Origin of the sequence: Allosphingosinicella sp. (assembly GCF_036387215.1) — a bacterium.
Lineage (GTDB): Bacteria > Pseudomonadota > Alphaproteobacteria > Sphingomonadales > Sphingomonadaceae > Allosphingosinicella.
On record NZ_DASVUE010000259.1, the window covers coordinates 1 to 15,498 of the forward strand.

General features: G+C 66.8%; 17 protein-coding genes and 1 tRNA gene. 7 read left to right on the forward strand and 11 right to left on the reverse strand.

The genetic code is table 11. The features are described 5' to 3' along the window. The 3 genes from VF662_RS10545 to VF662_RS10555 form a co-directional block, all read right to left on the reverse strand. Positions 1 to 481, reverse strand: a 481-nt coding sequence (locus tag VF662_RS10545; RefSeq protein WP_464140778.1) for a CPBP family glutamic-type intramembrane protease, incomplete at its 3' end; no start/stop codon positions are given. 73 nt (positions 482 to 554) lie between these two features. Beyond that, positions 555 to 1,022 (reverse strand): hypothetical protein, encoded by a 468-nt coding sequence (locus VF662_RS10550; protein WP_464140783.1) that lies wholly within the window; start codon positions 1,020 to 1,022, stop codon positions 555 to 557. 366 nt (positions 1,023 to 1,388) lie between these two features. Further along, on the reverse strand, positions 1,389 to 3,299 hold the full coding sequence (locus VF662_RS10555) for a TonB-dependent receptor (RefSeq protein WP_464140788.1): 1,911 nt from the start codon (positions 3,297 to 3,299) through the stop codon (positions 1,389 to 1,391). A 183-nt stretch (positions 3,300 to 3,482) separates the two neighbouring features. On the opposite strand from VF662_RS10555, the gene VF662_RS10560 reads away from it, so the two are divergent. The 4 genes from VF662_RS10560 to VF662_RS10575 all read left to right on the forward strand — a co-directional run bounded on the left by VF662_RS10560 (position 3,483) and on the right by VF662_RS10575 (position 8,084). Further along, a complete protein-coding gene (locus VF662_RS10560; RefSeq protein WP_464140793.1) occupies positions 3,483 to 5,537 on the forward strand; it encodes a protein-disulfide reductase DsbD family protein in 2,055 nt (684 codons plus the stop codon). Positions 5,538 to 5,557: 20 nt separating this feature from the next. After that, positions 5,558 to 6,169: a thioredoxin family protein gene (locus VF662_RS10565; protein WP_464140798.1), complete on the forward strand. Its 612-nt coding sequence runs from the start codon at positions 5,558 to 5,560 to the stop codon at positions 6,167 to 6,169. 93 nt (positions 6,170 to 6,262) lie between these two features. Continuing rightward, positions 6,263 to 7,429 (forward strand): sensor histidine kinase, encoded by a 1,167-nt coding sequence (locus VF662_RS10570; protein ID WP_464140803.1) that lies wholly within the window; start codon positions 6,263 to 6,265, stop codon positions 7,427 to 7,429. 10 nt (positions 7,430 to 7,439) lie between these two features. Continuing rightward, positions 7,440 to 8,084, forward strand: a complete 645-nt coding sequence (locus VF662_RS10575) for a response regulator (RefSeq protein WP_464140806.1) — start codon at positions 7,440 to 7,442, stop codon at positions 8,082 to 8,084. Between the two features lie 338 nt (positions 8,085 to 8,422). Here VF662_RS10575 and VF662_RS10580 read toward each other — a convergent pair. The 5 genes from VF662_RS10580 to VF662_RS10600 form a co-directional block, all read right to left on the reverse strand. Further along, positions 8,423 to 8,499, reverse strand: a tRNA-Arg gene (locus VF662_RS10580). Positions 8,500 to 8,534: 35 nt separating this feature from the next. Next, positions 8,535 to 9,242, reverse strand: coding sequence for an endonuclease III (gene nth, locus VF662_RS10585; protein WP_464140810.1), 708 nt, complete (start codon positions 9,240 to 9,242; stop codon positions 8,535 to 8,537). Continuing rightward, complete coding sequence (gene dapB / locus VF662_RS10590; RefSeq protein WP_464140815.1) at positions 9,239 to 9,937, reverse strand: 4-hydroxy-tetrahydrodipicolinate reductase; 699 nt, start codon at positions 9,935 to 9,937, stop codon at positions 9,239 to 9,241. Before dapB ends, nth begins: the two co-directional genes overlap by 4 nt. A gap of 55 nt (positions 9,938 to 9,992) precedes the next feature. After that, entirely contained in the window at positions 9,993 to 10,154 is a 162-nt protein-coding gene (locus VF662_RS10595; protein WP_464140819.1) for a hypothetical protein, read from the reverse strand. 12 nt (positions 10,155 to 10,166) lie between these two features. Next, entirely contained in the window at positions 10,167 to 10,490 is a 324-nt protein-coding gene (locus VF662_RS10600; protein WP_464140826.1) for a hypothetical protein, read from the reverse strand. A 32-nt stretch (positions 10,491 to 10,522) separates the two neighbouring features. On the opposite strand from VF662_RS10600, the gene VF662_RS10605 reads away from it, so the two are divergent. Beyond that, entirely contained in the window at positions 10,523 to 11,269 is a 747-nt protein-coding gene (locus VF662_RS10605; RefSeq protein WP_464140830.1) for an NAD-dependent deacylase, read from the forward strand. Here VF662_RS10605 and era read toward each other — a convergent pair. From era to lepB, 3 genes are read right to left on the reverse strand one after another with little or no spacing between them, the layout of a single operon-like run. Next, positions 11,236 to 12,129 (reverse strand): GTPase Era, encoded by an 894-nt coding sequence (gene era / locus VF662_RS10610; protein WP_464140835.1) that lies wholly within the window; start codon positions 12,127 to 12,129, stop codon positions 11,236 to 11,238. The two genes, VF662_RS10605 and era, sit on opposite strands and share 34 nt — an antisense overlap. Continuing rightward, positions 12,126 to 12,842 (reverse strand): ribonuclease III, encoded by a 717-nt coding sequence (gene rnc / locus VF662_RS10615; RefSeq protein ID WP_464140839.1) that lies wholly within the window; start codon positions 12,840 to 12,842, stop codon positions 12,126 to 12,128. The genes era and rnc overlap by 4 nt, the downstream gene beginning before the upstream one ends. Next, entirely contained in the window at positions 12,797 to 13,639 is an 843-nt protein-coding gene (gene lepB / locus VF662_RS10620; RefSeq protein ID WP_464140843.1) for a signal peptidase I, read from the reverse strand. The genes rnc and lepB overlap by 46 nt, the downstream gene beginning before the upstream one ends. Positions 13,640 to 13,756: 117 nt before the next feature. Here lepB and pgi point away from each other — a divergent pair, with 117 nt between their 5' ends. Beyond that, positions 13,757 to 15,259 (forward strand): glucose-6-phosphate isomerase, encoded by a 1,503-nt coding sequence (gene pgi / locus VF662_RS10625; protein ID WP_464140847.1) that lies wholly within the window; start codon positions 13,757 to 13,759, stop codon positions 15,257 to 15,259. Then, positions 15,259 to 15,498 (forward strand): FAD-dependent oxidoreductase (locus VF662_RS10630; protein WP_464140850.1); only part of this gene is annotated, 240 nt, incomplete at its 3' end. The genes pgi and VF662_RS10630, both read left to right, overlap by 1 nt.

Genomic DNA, 15,498 nt, shown 5'->3' on the forward strand with positions numbered 1-15,498 from the left:
TGAAGACGACGATCGAGACCACCAGGGTAGAGGTTGCCTGGGGAGTAAGCGCCAGAAGGGAATGGAGCGCTCCGAACAGCGCCGCCTGTACGAAGTTGCCGATGCCGAAGCCGAGCCAGCCGATCAGCCGCTTGCCGATGATGCCTCGGAACAGCAGCTCCTCCGCCAAGGCGGTCTTGAAGATCGCGGTGACGATCAGTGCGAAGATGGCCGCGCCGGACACACCATGCTTCAACGCTTCGCCTGGCACCGTGCCCGGGCCCTTCGCCATGGCCGCGAATCCCGGCACGGCGAGCAGTGCGAACGTCGCCGCAGCCCCCACTGCCAAGCCGATCAGGACGGGCCGAAGCGGCGTCGCCGTCAGCCCCACGAACTCAAGGAAGGACACCCGGCCGCGCCCGACGAACAGGAACAGGACGGCGCCGACGACCAGCACCACCGCGATCTGGACGAGTGCACCGAAAACCGAGGCTGCTACCATCGTGTCCGTCTCCCGGTCATCCCCACGTGCAAACGCGGCGAAGTCCGGTAAGTGCCTGCTCCCCGGCCGGCCACTACGGTTTGCACCCCTCGGGGAGCAGGCACTGGCGCCGGTTCAGCTCGTCCTCTTGCTCATCGCCGCCGCTCGACAAGGCCGCCACGGCAAGCCCCGCTGCGCCAAGGCCGCCCAGCACGAGCAGGACGCCCGACGATCCCAATTCCCACCGGTGCTTCAGCCTTTCCGCGGTCTCGCCGCCGAACAGGAGCCGCGGAGGTGCGGACCGCGCGAACCTCAGCTCGATGCCCGGCACCTGGGTGCGCTCGAGGAAGCCGGTGCTGCCTCTTCCCGCATAGACGCGGCTGATCCCGAGCGAAACCTGGGGAGGCGGCGAGCTCCTCCCGCCGCTTAGCGGGACTTTGAAGATTGCTCCGGCAAATCCGCCGCTGCGCAGCTGCATTTGGTCCTGCGGCTGCAGAGCGGGCGCGGCCACGGCGGGCACGCTGCTCAGGACGGCAATAACGGCTGCCGCTGTGGTGGTCATCGAAGCCTTCATCTCACACCCCTCATCCTGTCGTTGCACGGACACTCTGCTGAAGCGGGCGCGGCGAAGATTGTACCCTGGGGCAGCCGCATCGCAAGTTGTCTCGCTGTGAGCCCGAACCCGCCGCGCCGCGCCGCCGCTCCGCCCTGTTCCCACTATTCCCGTTTCTGCTCAGGATATTAGCCGCGGGAGGGCAGCCGCCACCCCCTAAGGTTGGGGGGCGGCGCGAGCGGTCATGCCTCGGGTCTTTCAAAGGACTCTCGTTATCTCCACGCCGCTCTGGCGCGGCGCTGAGTTCCTACGCACGTTCGCCGCTCCGGTCAGCGCGTGCGCCTTGGCAATCCGCAGCCAGCTCTTCGAGACACCTCACATGTCGACGGTCAGGCTCATCTGAAAGCGGCGGGGGAGGTTGTAATAGAAACCCTCGCCTCCGGCGTTGTTGAACCCGTAGGCGTTGTTCCAGGAGGCGAGCTGCGCTCTGAAGGTGGCCGGCTTGTCCATCAACTCGAAGCGGTAGCGCCCGCCGATCGCGGAGGCGAAGCGCGCCGGGATAACGAAGGTGTTCGCAGCGTTGGCGACGCGATCCGACGTGCCTTCATATGTCAGATCGAGCGATAGGCCCTTCACCCATGGCACGTTCCAATTCGCGGCGGCGTTGAGGCTCCGGGCGATCGATCCGACCGGCCGCCGCCCGATCAGTCCGAGGTTGACCGCATCGCCGCTCACCGTCGCATCGAGGTAAACGGCGCCCAGCACCAGGCTGAGCCGCGGCGTGATCTGGCCGGCCAGCGACACCTCGAGGCCGCGATTGCGCCTTTCGCCGAGTTCCCGGAAGACCCGCGCCGGGTCGAGCGCGAAATAGGGTTTCCGCACGTCGAACACGCCCGCTACCAAACGCAAGCTCGGGCTGAGATTGAGGCGGAAGCCCGCGTCCATTTGCGCGGTGATAATGGCGGGCGGCGCCTCACCGCGGTTAACGGCAATGTCGGGCGCCGCCGGGCTCTCTTCCAGCCCCTTGCTGTAGCCCGCGTAGACGACGAGATCGGAACCAGCGAGGATCGACACCGTACCGTTGAACAGCCACGGGCTCGACTTCGAGACCGGCAGGGGGCCTGAGGGACGCACCACCGCCTTCTCGTAGACGGTGCGTTGGACGCCCAAGCTGAGTTCCCCCACGCCGCGCCACCGGCCTTCATAGCCGAGCCCGGCCGTGAGCTGGCGCACCTCGTCGGTGGTCTGCTGCCCCTGTTGGAGCGCCGGTTCGGGCGCGAGGATCGGCTCGTCGATCCGGCCGCGGCCTAGATCGAAGCGCTGGCTGCCCCCGTAGCGCCGGTGCTGCTTGCGGCCGCGCGTCATCAGGTGGACGAGGTGGAGGCGATCGCCCTCCGCGAACCGGCGGGTGAGGCGCAGCTCGCCCGAAGTGGAGGCGAAGCGGCGCCCCTGCTCATAGGTCACGACCCGGTCCGCCTCTCCATCGGGCGAGCTGTTCAGGAAGAATGGACTGAAAAGGCGCAGATTGTCGTTGATCGAGCGGAAGGCACTGCCGCGCAGCGTCCAGCCTCCGGAGCTGAAGGTGGTGAGAAGGCCGTAATTGACGCCCCGGCTATCGCTCTGCGCCCATTCCGGGCCGAAATAGCGCCGCCGCTCGATTCGGGGCGGAAGGTAGGCGCCGGCCGTGAAGATGACCGGCTGCGCTTCCCCGCGGCTGCTCTCCTGCCTGCTCCAGAAGGGGATGACTTCCAGATCATCATTGGGGCGCCAGCGCGCCACTGCGGCGGCAGTGAAGTCGCGGCGGTCGCCGCCATGATAGAGTTCCTCGTCCGTCAGGCTCACGCCGGCGGCGAGGCCGAGCGTCCCGCTGACGGGAAGCTGCGCGTCGATCTCCACGCCCGATCCCCCATAGGGGCCCACGGTGACCACCGTGCTGGCCACGGCTACCGATCCCGGCAATCGCAGCGAGAAGTCGGCAACTCCCGTCGGCGCCGGAAAGGGATAGCCCTGCGCGGTCAGGCCGACGCGGACGTTGCTGCCGGAGATCAGGCGTTCGTTGAGGTCCGTCTGATAATCGAAATACAGGCCGTTGATGCGGACATTGCCGGCCTGCACGGGATTGAAGCCGCGCGCGCTTTGCGGGAAATAGAGGCCGACACGCTCGTTGCCGACGCTGGTGCCGAACGCGTCCTGCGCGGAGGCGACGGCATTCTCGCCGGCGCGCTGGGCGCAGGCAGGCGTCGCCGAGGCGAGCAGAATGGCGGTAACGCCGACGGACCGTAGCATGTCTACTCCTGTGCTTTTGGTCCACGCGTTTTGCCTCTCGCATCCGATCCGAATAAGTGCCGTAGGTCTCACGCCCGGACCATGACCTTCGGCATATGGTCAGGCCGCTCATGCCGTGGCAGGTTCGCGTCGTGGCAGGCTTGCAGGAACGCGATTGCGGCCCGTCGCGAAGAAGGAGCTTCGATGTCTGCGCTTCTCTGCAGATTCATGATCGCCATGCTGATGCTGCTCGGCCTGCAGGCGCCCGTCGCGGCGCAGCAGGAGGGCGGCGTCAACCTCTTGGTATCGCTGCTTCCCGGCGCGAAGGAAGCTCCGGCGGGCGGCTCGATCCCGATCGCGTTCGTGATGAAGCCAAAGCCAGGCTGGCACGGCTATTGGAAGAACCCGGGCGACGCCGGTGCCGAAGCGACGATTGCGTGGACGTTGCCGCAGGGCGTGACGGTCGGCGAGCTTCGCTACCCGGTGCCGGAGCGGCTGATCATTTCGGGCATCATGAACTATGTCTACGAGCATGATTATGCCCTGCTCGCCGACCTGAAGCTGGCGCCCGGCGTGGCGCCGGGCACGCGGCTGCCGCTCAAGGCAAAGCTCGATTATCTCGCCTGCACGAAGGAAATTTGCGTGCCGGAGAGCGCCGAAGTTTCGGCGGAGATCGTCGCCGGTGCGGCGGGCAGCGCAGTTGTGAGGGACGTACGCTTCGATGCCTTCGAGGCTGCGATGCCGAAGCCCATCGGGACAGACGGCCGGTTCGTGGTCGAGGATGGCCGGCTGCGGATCGGCGTGCCGCTCCCCGCCGCCGTCGCCGTTGCAGACCCTTATTTCTTCCCGCTCGAATATGGCAGCCTGGACCATGGCGCGGTCCAGTCGGTAAGCCGCAAAGGCGACCTGCTCATCGTCGAGACGAAGGCCGGCCCCAACGGAACTCGCCTCACCACGATAGCCGGGCTGCTGAAGATCGGCGAAAGCCAGGGGCTGCTACTGACGGCGAAGCCCGGCGCGGTTCCGGCGGCGGGCGAACCGATCGGCACTGCCGGGTCGGAAGGTGGCAGCGGGGCGGGCGTGATCTTTGCTGCTCTGGCCGGCGCGCTTGTCGGCGGCCTCCTTCTCAACATCATGCCCTGCGTGTTTCCGATCCTAAGCTTGAAGGCCCTCAGTCTGGCCAGGGCCGGCGGCGACGAGCGCGCCGCGCGGCGCGAGGCGCTAGCCTATACGCTGGGCGTGGTGCTGGTCTGCCTCGCGCTGGGCGGCCTTCTGCTCGGCCTTCGAGCCGGCGGAGCGGCGGTGGGCTGGGCGTTCCAGCTCCAGGATCCCCGAGTGATCCTCATTCTGCTGCTGCTCGTGACGGGAATCGCGCTCAACCTCGCCGGCCTGTTCGAGCTTCCCGCCATCGGTGGCGGAGACAAGCTGGCCGCCACGGGGGGGGCGCAGGGAGCCTTCTGGACCGGCGCGCTCGCGGCTTTCGTGGCGACGCCATGCACCGGCCCCTTCATGGGCGCGGCCCTGGGTGCGGCATTGGTGCTTCCGACGGCGGCGGCGCTCGCCATCTTCGCGGGGCTGGGGCTGGGCCTGGCCATTCCGTTCCTGCTGCTCGGCTTCGTGCCCGCACTGCGACGCCGCCTGCCGAAGACCGGCTCATGGATGAACCGGCTGCGGCGCATCCTCTCCGTCCCCATGTTCCTGACTGCCTTGGCGCTTGCCTGGATCCTCGGCCGGCAAGCCGGGGTGGATGGCATGGCACTTGGCCTCTGCGCCGCCCTCCTCCTCGCCCTCGGCCTATGGTGGGTCGGCGTTCGGCAGGGACGCCCGCGCGCCTGGCTGCCGCTCGTGCCGGCGCTTGCCGCTGCGCTTGCCGTGGTATTGATCTTGCCGCTGGAGGCACCCGCCGGAGCGAAGGCGCCGGGGGTGCTTAATTCCGAACCATTCAGTGAAGCGAAGCTCGCCGCGTTGCGTGGCGAGCAGAGGCCGGTCTTCCTTTATTTCACCGCCGACTGGTGCATCACCTGCAAGGTGAACGAGAAAGGCGTGCTTGCGAGGGAGGACGTGACGACGCGTTTCAAGGAGCGGAACGTCGCGGTGCTGGCGGGGGACTGGACGCGCGGCGATGCCGCGATCGGACGCTTCCTCGCGCAGCACGGCCGGTCGGGCGTGCCGCTCTATCTTTATTACGCACCGGGGCAGGAGGCGAAGATCCTGCCGCAGATTTTAACGGTCGGAGATCTGACCGCGCTTGGAACGTGAAACCAAAGAAGGAGGCCATGATGAAGCATCTGTTCCCGATTGCCGCCGCACTCGTAATGGTGGCTTGCGCACCCGCAATCGCAGCGCCGTCCGTCGGCACTCAGGCGCCGAATTTCAGGCTCACGGACTCGAACGGGAAGGCTGTGACGCTCGGCCAGTTCAAGGGGAAGGTGGTGGTCCTCGAGTGGAACAACCCGGGCTGCCCCTATGTGAAGAAGCATTATGAGAGCGGCAACATGCAGAAGACGCAGGCCGCCGCGAGGAAGGACGGAGTGGTATGGCTGTCGATCAACTCCAGCGCGGCCGGCAAGCAGGGACATATGAACAGGGCGGAGGCCAATGCCTTCGTTGCCGCGCAAAAGGCGCAGCCGAGCGCCTATCTGCTCGATCACGCGGGCACGGTCGGCAAGGGCTATGGCGCCGTCACGACGCCCCACATGTACATCATCGATAAGGCGGGCAAGCTCGTCTATGCGGGCGGCATCGACGACAAGGCGACCGCGAATAAGGCCGATATTGCGGGTGCCCGCAATCACGTGCTCGCGGCGCTTTCGGAGCTGAAGGCCGGTAAGGCCGTCTCCGTGTCGTCCAGCCGTCCTTATGGCTGCTCCGTTAAATATTCGGACAGCTGAGGCGCCTAGGTCCGCGAGCCGTTCCTGCCGCCTCCCGGCGGAGGTTTCGGCACGCGGAACCATGACCTTCGGCCTATGGTAAGGGGCCTCACGGTGTGGCAGAATTCCTCAATGGAAGAGCAGCTCCGATATCGGCATCACTGGACCTTTTGCGTTGCGGCGCTCGGTCTGTGGCTTGCCTACGGCTGGCCGGTTGGCACGCAATTCTGGGCCGGCGGAGAAATACGCGGCGCTACGGTTTCGCCGCTTTGGTTCGGCCCCTTCGGTTTGATGGGAGCGGCAGTCCTTGCCGCAATGACTCTGAAGCTGCGAGCGAGCCTGCACTGGGCCTTGCTGTGCGTGCAGCTTGCTGCGGTCACCGCGATGACGATCATCGTCCCGTGGGCGGGGATGTCGTCGTTCCTGGTGGTGATCGCGTTGCAGGTCGGGTTGTCGACCACCCCCGTCAAAGCGCTGAGCTGGGTCGCATTTCAGAATTTGGTGATTGTCGGCACGCTGGCGCAAGCTCTCAATCCCGATCTGTGTTGGGTTCTCACAAAGTCTTTCGCGCTGCAGCTATTGTTCGTTTTCACGGCGCAAGCGCTGCGGCGGGAGGCGGAAACGGCGCGGGCGCTGGCGCAGACGAACAGAGAGCTCAGGTCCGCGCAAGCGATCATCGCCAATACCGTCCGCGACGCGGAGCGCCTGCGCATCTCGCGCGAGCTTCACGATGCCTGGGGCCACGAGCTCACGGCGCTCGGGCTGCAGCTGGAGATCGCAAGCAACGTTACCGAGCCCGGCAGGGCGAACGATCACGTGCTGCAGGCGAAAGGCCTTGCTCGGGCCCTGCTCGCCAAGGTCCGCGACGTCGTTGCCGCTCTGCGCGAGGCTGAACGCTGCGATTTGAAGGATGCGCTTGAGACGCTCGCGAAGAGTGTTCCGACACCAGTCATCCATGTCGACATCGCTCCCGGCGTGCGGGTCAGCCCCGATCGGGCCCACGCCTTGATGCGTTGCGCTCAGGAAGCGGTCACCAACGCCGTCAGGCACGCCGATGCCTCGAATCTGTGGCTTCGCGTCACTGCCGACGGGGAAGGCGTGCGTCTCGTGGCACGCAACGACGGCAGCACGCGGCCCGCTGCTTCGGCTCCGGGCTCGGGGCTTGTCGGGATGCGGGAGCGGGTGGAATCTCTCGGCGGCAAGCTGGCGGTCCGAGCGGGGCCGGAGTTCGGCTTCACGATCGACGCCTGGCTGCCTTCGCGCGCACCGCAGGCTGCTTGAACCCGGCCGCATGATCCGCGTCGTTCTCGTCGACGATCAGACGCTGGTGCGCCAGGGCGTCCGCGGACTGCTGGAGCTGGTGCCCGACATCGAGGTGGTGGGGGAAGCCTGTGACGGTGAGGAGGCCCTGGAGAAGGTCCCCGAGCTCAAACCCGATGTGCTCCTCCTCGACATCCGCATGCCCCGCCTCAACGGCATCGGCGTCCTCGATGCCCTGCGCGAGAGGGATGCTTTGCCGCCCACCCTCGTCCTGACCACCTTCGACGATGGCGACGCCGCCATCGCGGCGATCAAGGCCGGCGCCAAGGGTTTGATGCTCAAGGACGTGGCGCTCGAGGACCTAGCCCAGGCCATTCGAGCGCTTGCCGACAATCGAACAGCCTTCCAGCCCGCCGTGACGGAAAGCCTGATGGCAGCAATCCGCCGCACCCCTGCGCCAGCATCCGACACTTACATCGCCGAAGCGCTCACGGTTCGCGAACGTGAGGTGCTGCATCTGATTTGCGCCGGCTACAGCAACAAGGAGATCGCCGATCTGCTGGCGCTGGCGGAGGGGACCGTGAAGAACCACGTCTCGAACCTCCTCCTGAAGCTGAATGCCCGCGACAGGACCCGAGCTGCGCTCAAGGCCCTGCAGGAGGGGCACCTGGGCTAGCCTCCGCCTCTTCGCGGCGATGTCGGGTCCTCGCGAAGCACTTGCCCCCCTCGTCACCTCCTGCTGATTGCGCAGGTTTGAAGAAAAGCGATCCCGATATTCGGACGGGCTGACGCCGAGGTGCCGGCTGAAAGCGCGCCTCAGTTTCTGCTCGTCCGGAAGCCGACGGCATCATCGATGCTCTTCAGCGGCAGCCTGTTTTCCTCGAGTGCGCGGCGCCATGCCGGCTTCGTCGACCAATTTCTCCAGCCGAAGATCTTCGCGCAGGTGGTTGGATCACTGCGGAAATCAGCCTCACGTGGAGAGACCAGGAAAACTCGCGAGGCCAGATGGTTTATTGGCGCACCCGACAGGATTCGAACCTGTGGCCTCTGCCTTCGGAGGGCAGCGCTCTATCCAGCTGAGCTACGGGTGCGTGGGATGGCGCTTAGCAAAGGGGAGGGGGAGGGGCTAGAGGCTTTTCCCCGCCGCCGCGCGCTTCTTCCTGCGCGCCGCCAGCATGCGCGCTTCCTCCTCGCTTCCGGGCGCGGGCGTCTTCGGCTTGTAGCGGCAGATGTCGGCGATCACGCAGCGCCAGCATTCCGGCGTCCGAGCCTTGCAGACGTAGCGGCCGTGGAGGATCAAGAGGTGATGCGCGTCGCGCCGGAATGGCGGCGGCGTCGCCTTGTCCAGCTTCAGCTCCACCTCGAGTGGGTTCTTTCCGGGCGCGAGGCCGGTGCGGTTCGAGACGCGGAAGATGTGCGTGTCGACCGCGAACGTCTCCGCGCCGAAGGCGGTGTTCATCACCACGTTCGCGGTCTTCCGGCCGACGCCGGGCAGCGCCATCAGCAGGTCGCGGTCGGCGGGCACCTGCCCATCGAACTGCTCGACCAGCACCTTCGACAGCAGGATGACGTTCTTCGCTTTGGTGTTGAACAGGCCGATCGACTTGATCGCCTCCCGGAGCCGCTCCTCGCCGAGATCGAGCATCGCCTGCGGCGTCTTCACCGTCTTGAAGAGCTCGCGCGTGGCGATGTTGACGCCGGCATCCGTCGCCTGCGCGGAAAGCACCACGGCGACGAGCAGCGTATAATCGTTCACAAATTCGAGCTCGGTTTCGGGATTCGGCGTCCGGTCGGCAAGGCGCCGGTAGAGCTCCGCGACCTCTGCCGGCTTCACTTCAGCCCCAGCACGTCGTCCATGTCGTAGCGGCCCGGCGGCTTGCCGGTCAGCCACAGCGCCGCCTCGATTGCGCCGCGCGCGAAGATCGCCCTGCTTTCGGCGCGGTGGCCGAGCTCGATCCGCTCCCCCTCGGCGGCGAAGATCAGCTGGTGTTCGCCCGCGACCGATCCACCCCGAAGCGAGGCGAAGCCGATGCCGCCCTCCTTGCGGGCGCCAGTGATGCCGTCGCGGCCCCGCTCGGCAACCGTCTCCAGCGCCACACCTCGGCCTGCCGCGGCGGCCTCGCCAAGCAGCAGCGCGGTTCCCGAAGGCGAATCCACCTTGTGGCGATGGTGCATCTCGACGATCTCGATGTCCCAGTCGGGCCCGAGCCGCGCCGCCGCCTCGCGCACCAGATGCGCAAGCAGGTTCACGCCCAGCGACATGTTCGCCGATTGGAGCACCGCGATCCGCCCCGCCGCTTCATCGATCATGCGCCGATGCTCCGGCGAAAGGCCGGTGGTGCCGATCACGATCGGCTTTCCCTCCGAAAGCGCCGCGTCCAGATTCCGCTCGAGCGCATCCGGAGCCGAGAAATCCACGAACACATCCGCGCCGTCGCCGACGATCTCGACGTCCGGCCGGTGCACCGCCGCCTCCGAAATGGCTTTGCCCATCCGTCCGCCGGCGCCGAAGAGGCTGATCCTGGTCATGTCCCCACATGCCCAGGGTCCTGTCTCGAGGACAATCGATTTCGAAAGATCGGCGTTATTCGGCGAAAGCTCCGGTGCGTTGAAGCAGGCTCAGCTCATTGAGGAAGCGCAGCATCTCCTCGCACGCTTCCTTCCTCGGCCCGAGGTTTACGCTCTCCTCCCCGCGGACGAGGACGACCTCGTCGCGTGCGTTGAGCCGGAGAGCGAAACTTGTCATCCTTGCCTTCCTTCAAGCCTGCGTCAGCAGGCTTCCTTCTTCCAGACGCTCCAGCTTCTCGCGGAAGCTTTGCGCCAGCGCTTCGTGGCGTTCGCGCGCAAGAGGCGTGATCGCCCGCTTCGCAGCCCACATCTCCTCGGTCGCCCTGCGGCGATAGAACCAGAAATCCCGCTCCATATGCAGCCCCCAATGGTCCTGACGGCGATTGCGGCCCCCGATGCCGCAATTCCGCGAATGATGGTGTGAGTGGTCGCAAACACGCCGGCTCGGCCAGCCTGACTCATGCTGCGCAAAGTCGGCGGAAGAGTCAAACGCCGGATGCGCGATCGGCTTCACACATTGCGGGCGAGGCCATAAACGCCGGGGCCATGGCCGACATACGAAACATCTTCATCCTCACCGGCGCCGGCATTTCCGCCGAAAGCGGCCTTGCCACCTTCCGCGGCCCCGACGGGCTGTGGGAGGGGCACCGCGTGGAAGACGTGGCGACGCCCGAAGCCTTCCGGAGCGATCCGGCGCTGGTGCAGAAATTCTACGACATGCGCCGCGAACGGCTGCGCGAAGTGGAGCCGAACGCCGCCCATCATGCGCTCGCGCGGCTCGATGCGGAATGGCCGGGCGAGCTTCTGATCGTCACCCAGAATGTCGACGATCTTCACGAGCGGGCGGGCGCGCGGCGGGTCCTCCACATGCATGGTGAGCTGAGGTCCGCCTGGTGCCTCGCCTGCGACGCACGCGTGCGGTGGGAAGAGGAGCTCTCCTCCGGCCCCGACTGTCCGGCATGCGGCATGGCCGGCAGGCTCCGCCCCGACATCGTCTGGTTCGGCGAGATGCCCTATGAGATGGACCGCATCGATGCCGCTCTGATGGAGGCGGACCTGTTCGTGTCGATCGGCACGTCCGGCGCCGTCTATCCCGCCGCCGGCTACGTCCAGACCGCCCGCTACCTACGCATTCCGACGCTGGAGATGAACCTCGAACCGAGCCAGGGCAGCCTCTTCTTCGATCAAAGCCGCATCGGCCGGGCAGGGGAGCTCGTGCCGGCCTGGGTGGAGGAGATGCTGAGGCTGACCGGTGGGGGCTACTCGACCCAGTCCAGCCCGATCTCCCGATAGAGCCCGCGATCTTCCTCCCAATTGGGGTTCACCTTCACGTGCAGGAAGAGGTGCACCTTCTTGCCGAGCAGCTGCGAGAGCTGCTCGCGCGCCGCGGCGCCGATCTCGCGGATCTTGGCGCCGCCCTTGCCGAGCACGATCGCCCGCTGGGTCGGCCGGCCGACGAGGATCTGCTGGTGGATGGCCACCGAGCCGTCTTTACGCTCCTCATATTTCTCGGTCTCGACCGCGCTTGCATAAGGGAGCTCGGCGTGGAGCTGGAGGTAGAGCTGCTCGCGCGTCACCTCCGCGGCCAGCATCCGGTCGGTGGCATCGGAGACCTGTTCTTCGGGAAAATGCCACGGCCCCTCCGGCACGCGCTCCGCCAGCGCCTTCTTGAGGTCTGGAACGCCGTCGCCGGTGGTGGCGGAGACCATGAAGATCTGCTCGAATTCGATCCGCTCGCCGAGCTGCGCCGTCAGCGTCAGCAAGGCCTCCTTGGGCGTGATGTCGACCTTGTTGAGGACCAGCCATTTGGGCTCGCTCCGGCTCTTCAGCGTGTCCAGCATCTGCTCGATGCGGCTCGAAAAGCCGGTCTTCGCGTCCACCACCAGCATGACGAGGTCGGCGTCCTGCGCGCCCGCCCAGGCCGCTGTCACCATCGCGCGGTCCAGCCGCCGCCTCGGCTCAAAGATGCCGGGCGTATCGAGCAGCAGCACCTGCGCCTCGCCCTCGATCGCGATCCCCATCAGCCGGGTGCGCGTCGTCTGCGCCTTGGGGCTGACGATCGCCACCTTCTGCCCGACGAGCGCGTTGACGAGCGTCGACTTGCCCGCATTCGGCGCCCCCACCACCGCCACCAATCCGCACCGCTCGCTCATTTCCGCACCTGTTCCAGCAAGGCCTTCGCCGCGGCTGTCTCCGCTTCCTGTTTCGAAAGCCCCTCGGCGCTCGCCGAGCCGACGCCCCTGATCGCAACCTCCACCACGAACTTCGGCGCGTGCGGCGGGCCGGAGCGGTCCTTCAATTCATAGGCCGGCGGCTTCTTCTCGTTCGCCGCCGCCCATTCCTGGAGCGCCGACTTCGGATGGGTCGGAGCCTTGTCGTGCGTGTTGACGCGCTCGCCCCAGGCGCGGCGGATGAAGTCCGCGGCGGCATCGAGCCCACGCTCCAGATAGAGCGCCCCGATCAGGGCCTCGACCACGTCGCCGAGCACATTGTCGCTGTCCGAAGCGCCATCCTCGCGCGCCTGCTTGCCGAGCTTCACCTGCTCGCCCAGCCCGATCTCGCGCGCGATCTCGGCGCAGGTTTCGCCCGAGACGAGCGCGTTGAGGCGGCGCGACAGCTTGCCTTCGGGCTCGTTCGGGAACAGCTCGAACAGCCATGTGGCGACGCTGAGGCCGAGCACCCGGTCGCCGAGGAATTCGAGCCGCTCATAATGCTCCTCGCTCCGGCTCGAATGGGTGAGCGCGCGCTCGAACAGGGCGTCGTCCAGCGGCTTGTGCCCGAGCGTCGCTTCAAGCCATGCGGCGGTGTCGTCGGGACCGCTCAGAACGTGTCTCCGATCCGATCCCAGCGCGCGGCCGAGAACCATGTCCAGGGTTTCACCAGTGAGGCGGAGCCGTCGGTCGACCAGAAATTGATGAGCGCGGGCCCGATCATGTAATCGGACGGCAGATAGCCGACGCCGCCCGCCGCCCGCTCGAAGCGGCTGTCCTCGCTGTCGTCGCGATTATCGCCCATCATGAAATAATGTCCGGCGGGCACGGTGAAGACCTGGGTGTCGTCGGCAGGGCCTTCCATCTGGTCGAGCACCTCGTAGGACCGGCCGCCCGGAAGCGTCTCGCGGAACCTCGGATAGGAGCAGAAACGCCGCCCCTTGCCGTCGGTGACGGTGCGGGCAAGCGCCTGGTCGACGAAGCGGCACGGGCTGTTCGGCGTCACCGGCATCAGATAGTCGGCGATCCGCACCTTCGGCACCGGCTTTCCGTTCAGCTGGACGACGCCGCCCACCATCTGGATCCGGTCCCCCGGCAGCCCGATCAGCCGCTTCACCAGATCGTCCTCGCCGCCGCCCGGGTGCCGGAACACGACCACGTCGCCGCGCTTGGGGCTGCTCGCCAGGAACCTTCCGCCGAAGTCGACGAGCCCGAACGGAAGCGAGAAGCGCGAATAGCCGTATGACCATTTGGAAACGAACAGATAGTCGCCGATCATCATCTTCGGGAGCATCGAGCCCGAAGGGATCATGAACGGCGCCAGGATGAAGCTCCGGAAGACGAGCGCGAACACGAACAGGAGCAGCAGGAAGCGCGCGGTCTCGGCAAGGCCGCTCCTCTTCTTCTCTGGCGGCGCTGCCGGGGCTGCGGCTGCGGTCTCTGCGGAATCCATCGGCGGGCTTTCGCTTGGCGGTGGAGCGCGGTCAAGGATGCGGTGATCGAGAGCGGGCTCTGGGCTTTGGCCGCCCGTCTCCCTAGATAGGCGCCACTCAAAGAGGAGAAGCAGCCGATGAACGATGCCTGGAGCGCGGTTGAGACGTCAGAGAGCCGGCCGCTCCTCGATCTGTTCGAGTCCGATCCGGACCGGCTGTCGCGCCTCACGGTCGAAGAAGCGGGCATCCGCTTCGACTTCTCGAAGACTCACCTGACGCAGAGCATCGTCTCCGCCTTCTCGGCGCTCGCCGAGGCGCAGGATCTCGCCGGCGCGCGCGAGGCGCTGTTTTCGGGCAAGGAGATCAACGTCACCGAAGGGCGGGCCGCCGAGCACAGCGCCGAGCGGGGGCAGGGGGCGCCCGAGAGCGTCGCCCGCGCGGCCGGGCTCCACGCCCGGATGCGGGGCCTCATCGAGGTGATCGAAGCTGGCGCGTTCGGCGACATCCGCCACATCCTCCACATCGGCATCGGCGGCTCGGCGCTGGGCCCGGATTTCCTGATCGATGCGCTCGGCCGCGACGGCGCGCGCTACGATGCCGCCGTCGTTTCCAATGTCGACGGCGCCGCGCTGGAGGAGGCGGTCGCCGATTTCGACCCGCAGGCGACGCTCGTGGTCATCGCTTCCAAGACCTTCACCACCAGCGAGACGATGCTGAACGCCCGCTCGGCCCTTGCCTGGCTCGAGGAAGGCGGGGTGTCCGACCCCTATGGACGCGTCGTCGCGCTCACCGCCAGCCCGGAGCGCGCGGTCGAGTTCGGGGTCGACGAGACGCGCATCCTGCCTTTCTCCGAAAGCGTCGGCGGGCGCTATTCGCTCTGGTCCTCGATCGGCTTTCCGGTCGCGGTCACGCTGGGCTGGGGCGCGTTCGAGGAGCTGCTCGAAGGCGCCGCTTCGATGGACCGCCACTTCCGCCTCGCGCCGCTGGAGCGTAACGCCCCCGTCCTCGCAGCCTTCGCCGATCGCTACTATGCGAACGTCCGCGGCGCCGAGACCCGCGCCGTCTTCGCCTATGACGAGCGGCTCCGGCTGCTTCCCTCCTATCTCCAGCAGCTCGAGATGGAATCGAACGGCAAGAGCGTGCGCACCGACGGCAGCCCGGTCGGCCGCGCGACCTCGCTCATCACCTGGGGCGGCGTCGGCACCGATGCCCAGCACGCGGTCTTCCAGCTCCTCCACCAGGGCACGCACCTCGTGCCCGTCGAATTCTTAGCCGCGGTCGAGCCGGGCCACAGCCTCGCCGAGGAGCATCACCGCCAGCTCCTCATCAATTGCTTCGCCCAGGGCGCCGCACTCATGGCCGGCAAGCGCTCGGACGACCCCGCCCGCTCCTATGCCGGCGACAGGCCGTCGACCACGATCCTCCTCGACCGGCTCGAGCCCTCCAGCCTCGGCGCCCTCATCGCCTTTTACGAGCATCGCACGTTCGTGAACGCGGTCCTGCTCGGCATCAATCCGTTCGATCAGTTCGGCGTCGAGCTGGGCAAGGAGATCGCGAAGTCGATCGACAGCGGCGATGGCCCCGAATTCGATCCATCCACAAAGGCGCTGATCGAAAGAGCGCTTGGAGAAGGTGGCTGATGGCTCAGTACGACTACGATCTCTTCGTCATCGGCGCCGGCTCCGGCGGCGTCCGGGCGGCCCGCGTCTCCTCCGCCCACGGCGCCCGCGTCGCCATTGCGGAAGAATATAAGGTCGGGGGCACCTGCGTCATCCGCGGCTGCGTTCCGAAGAAGCTGCTCGTCTACGGAGCGCATTTCGCCGAGGACCTGCAGGACGCCCGCCGCTTCGGCTGGGACGTGCCGAAATGCGAGTTCAGC

Excerpts from the sequence above, each read along its gene's own strand:
- VF662_RS10565 (WP_464140798.1), top strand. The coding sequence starts at position 5,558 with ATGAAGCATCTGTTCCCGATTGCCGCCGCACTCGTAATGGTGGCTTGC.
- VF662_RS10575 (WP_464140806.1), top strand. The coding sequence starts at position 7,440 with ATGATCCGCGTCGTTCTCGTCGACGATCAGACGCTGGTGCGCCAGGGC.
- VF662_RS10605 (WP_464140830.1), top strand. The coding sequence starts at position 10,523 with ATGGCCGACATACGAAACATCTTCATCCTCACCGGCGCCGGCATTTCC.
- pgi (WP_464140847.1), top strand. The coding sequence starts at position 13,757 with ATGAACGATGCCTGGAGCGCGGTTGAGACGTCAGAGAGCCGGCCGCTC.
- rnc (WP_464140839.1), bottom strand. The coding sequence starts at position 12,842 with ATGGTTCTCGGCCGCGCGCTGGGATCGGATCGGAGACACGTTCTGAGC.
- era (WP_464140835.1), bottom strand. The coding sequence starts at position 12,129 with ATGAGCGAGCGGTGCGGATTGGTGGCGGTGGTGGGGGCGCCGAATGCG.
- VF662_RS10550 (WP_464140783.1), bottom strand. The coding sequence starts at position 1,022 with ATGACCACCACAGCGGCAGCCGTTATTGCCGTCCTGAGCAGCGTGCCC.
- VF662_RS10560 (WP_464140793.1), top strand. The coding sequence starts at position 3,483 with ATGTCTGCGCTTCTCTGCAGATTCATGATCGCCATGCTGATGCTGCTC.
- dapB (WP_464140815.1), bottom strand. The coding sequence starts at position 9,937 with ATGACCAGGATCAGCCTCTTCGGCGCCGGCGGACGGATGGGCAAAGCC.
- lepB (WP_464140843.1), bottom strand. The coding sequence starts at position 13,639 with ATGGATTCCGCAGAGACCGCAGCCGCAGCCCCGGCAGCGCCGCCAGAG.
- VF662_RS10595 (WP_464140819.1), bottom strand. The coding sequence starts at position 10,154 with ATGACAAGTTTCGCTCTCCGGCTCAACGCACGCGACGAGGTCGTCCTC.
- VF662_RS10555 (WP_464140788.1), bottom strand. The coding sequence starts at position 3,299 with ATGCTACGGTCCGTCGGCGTTACCGCCATTCTGCTCGCCTCGGCGACG.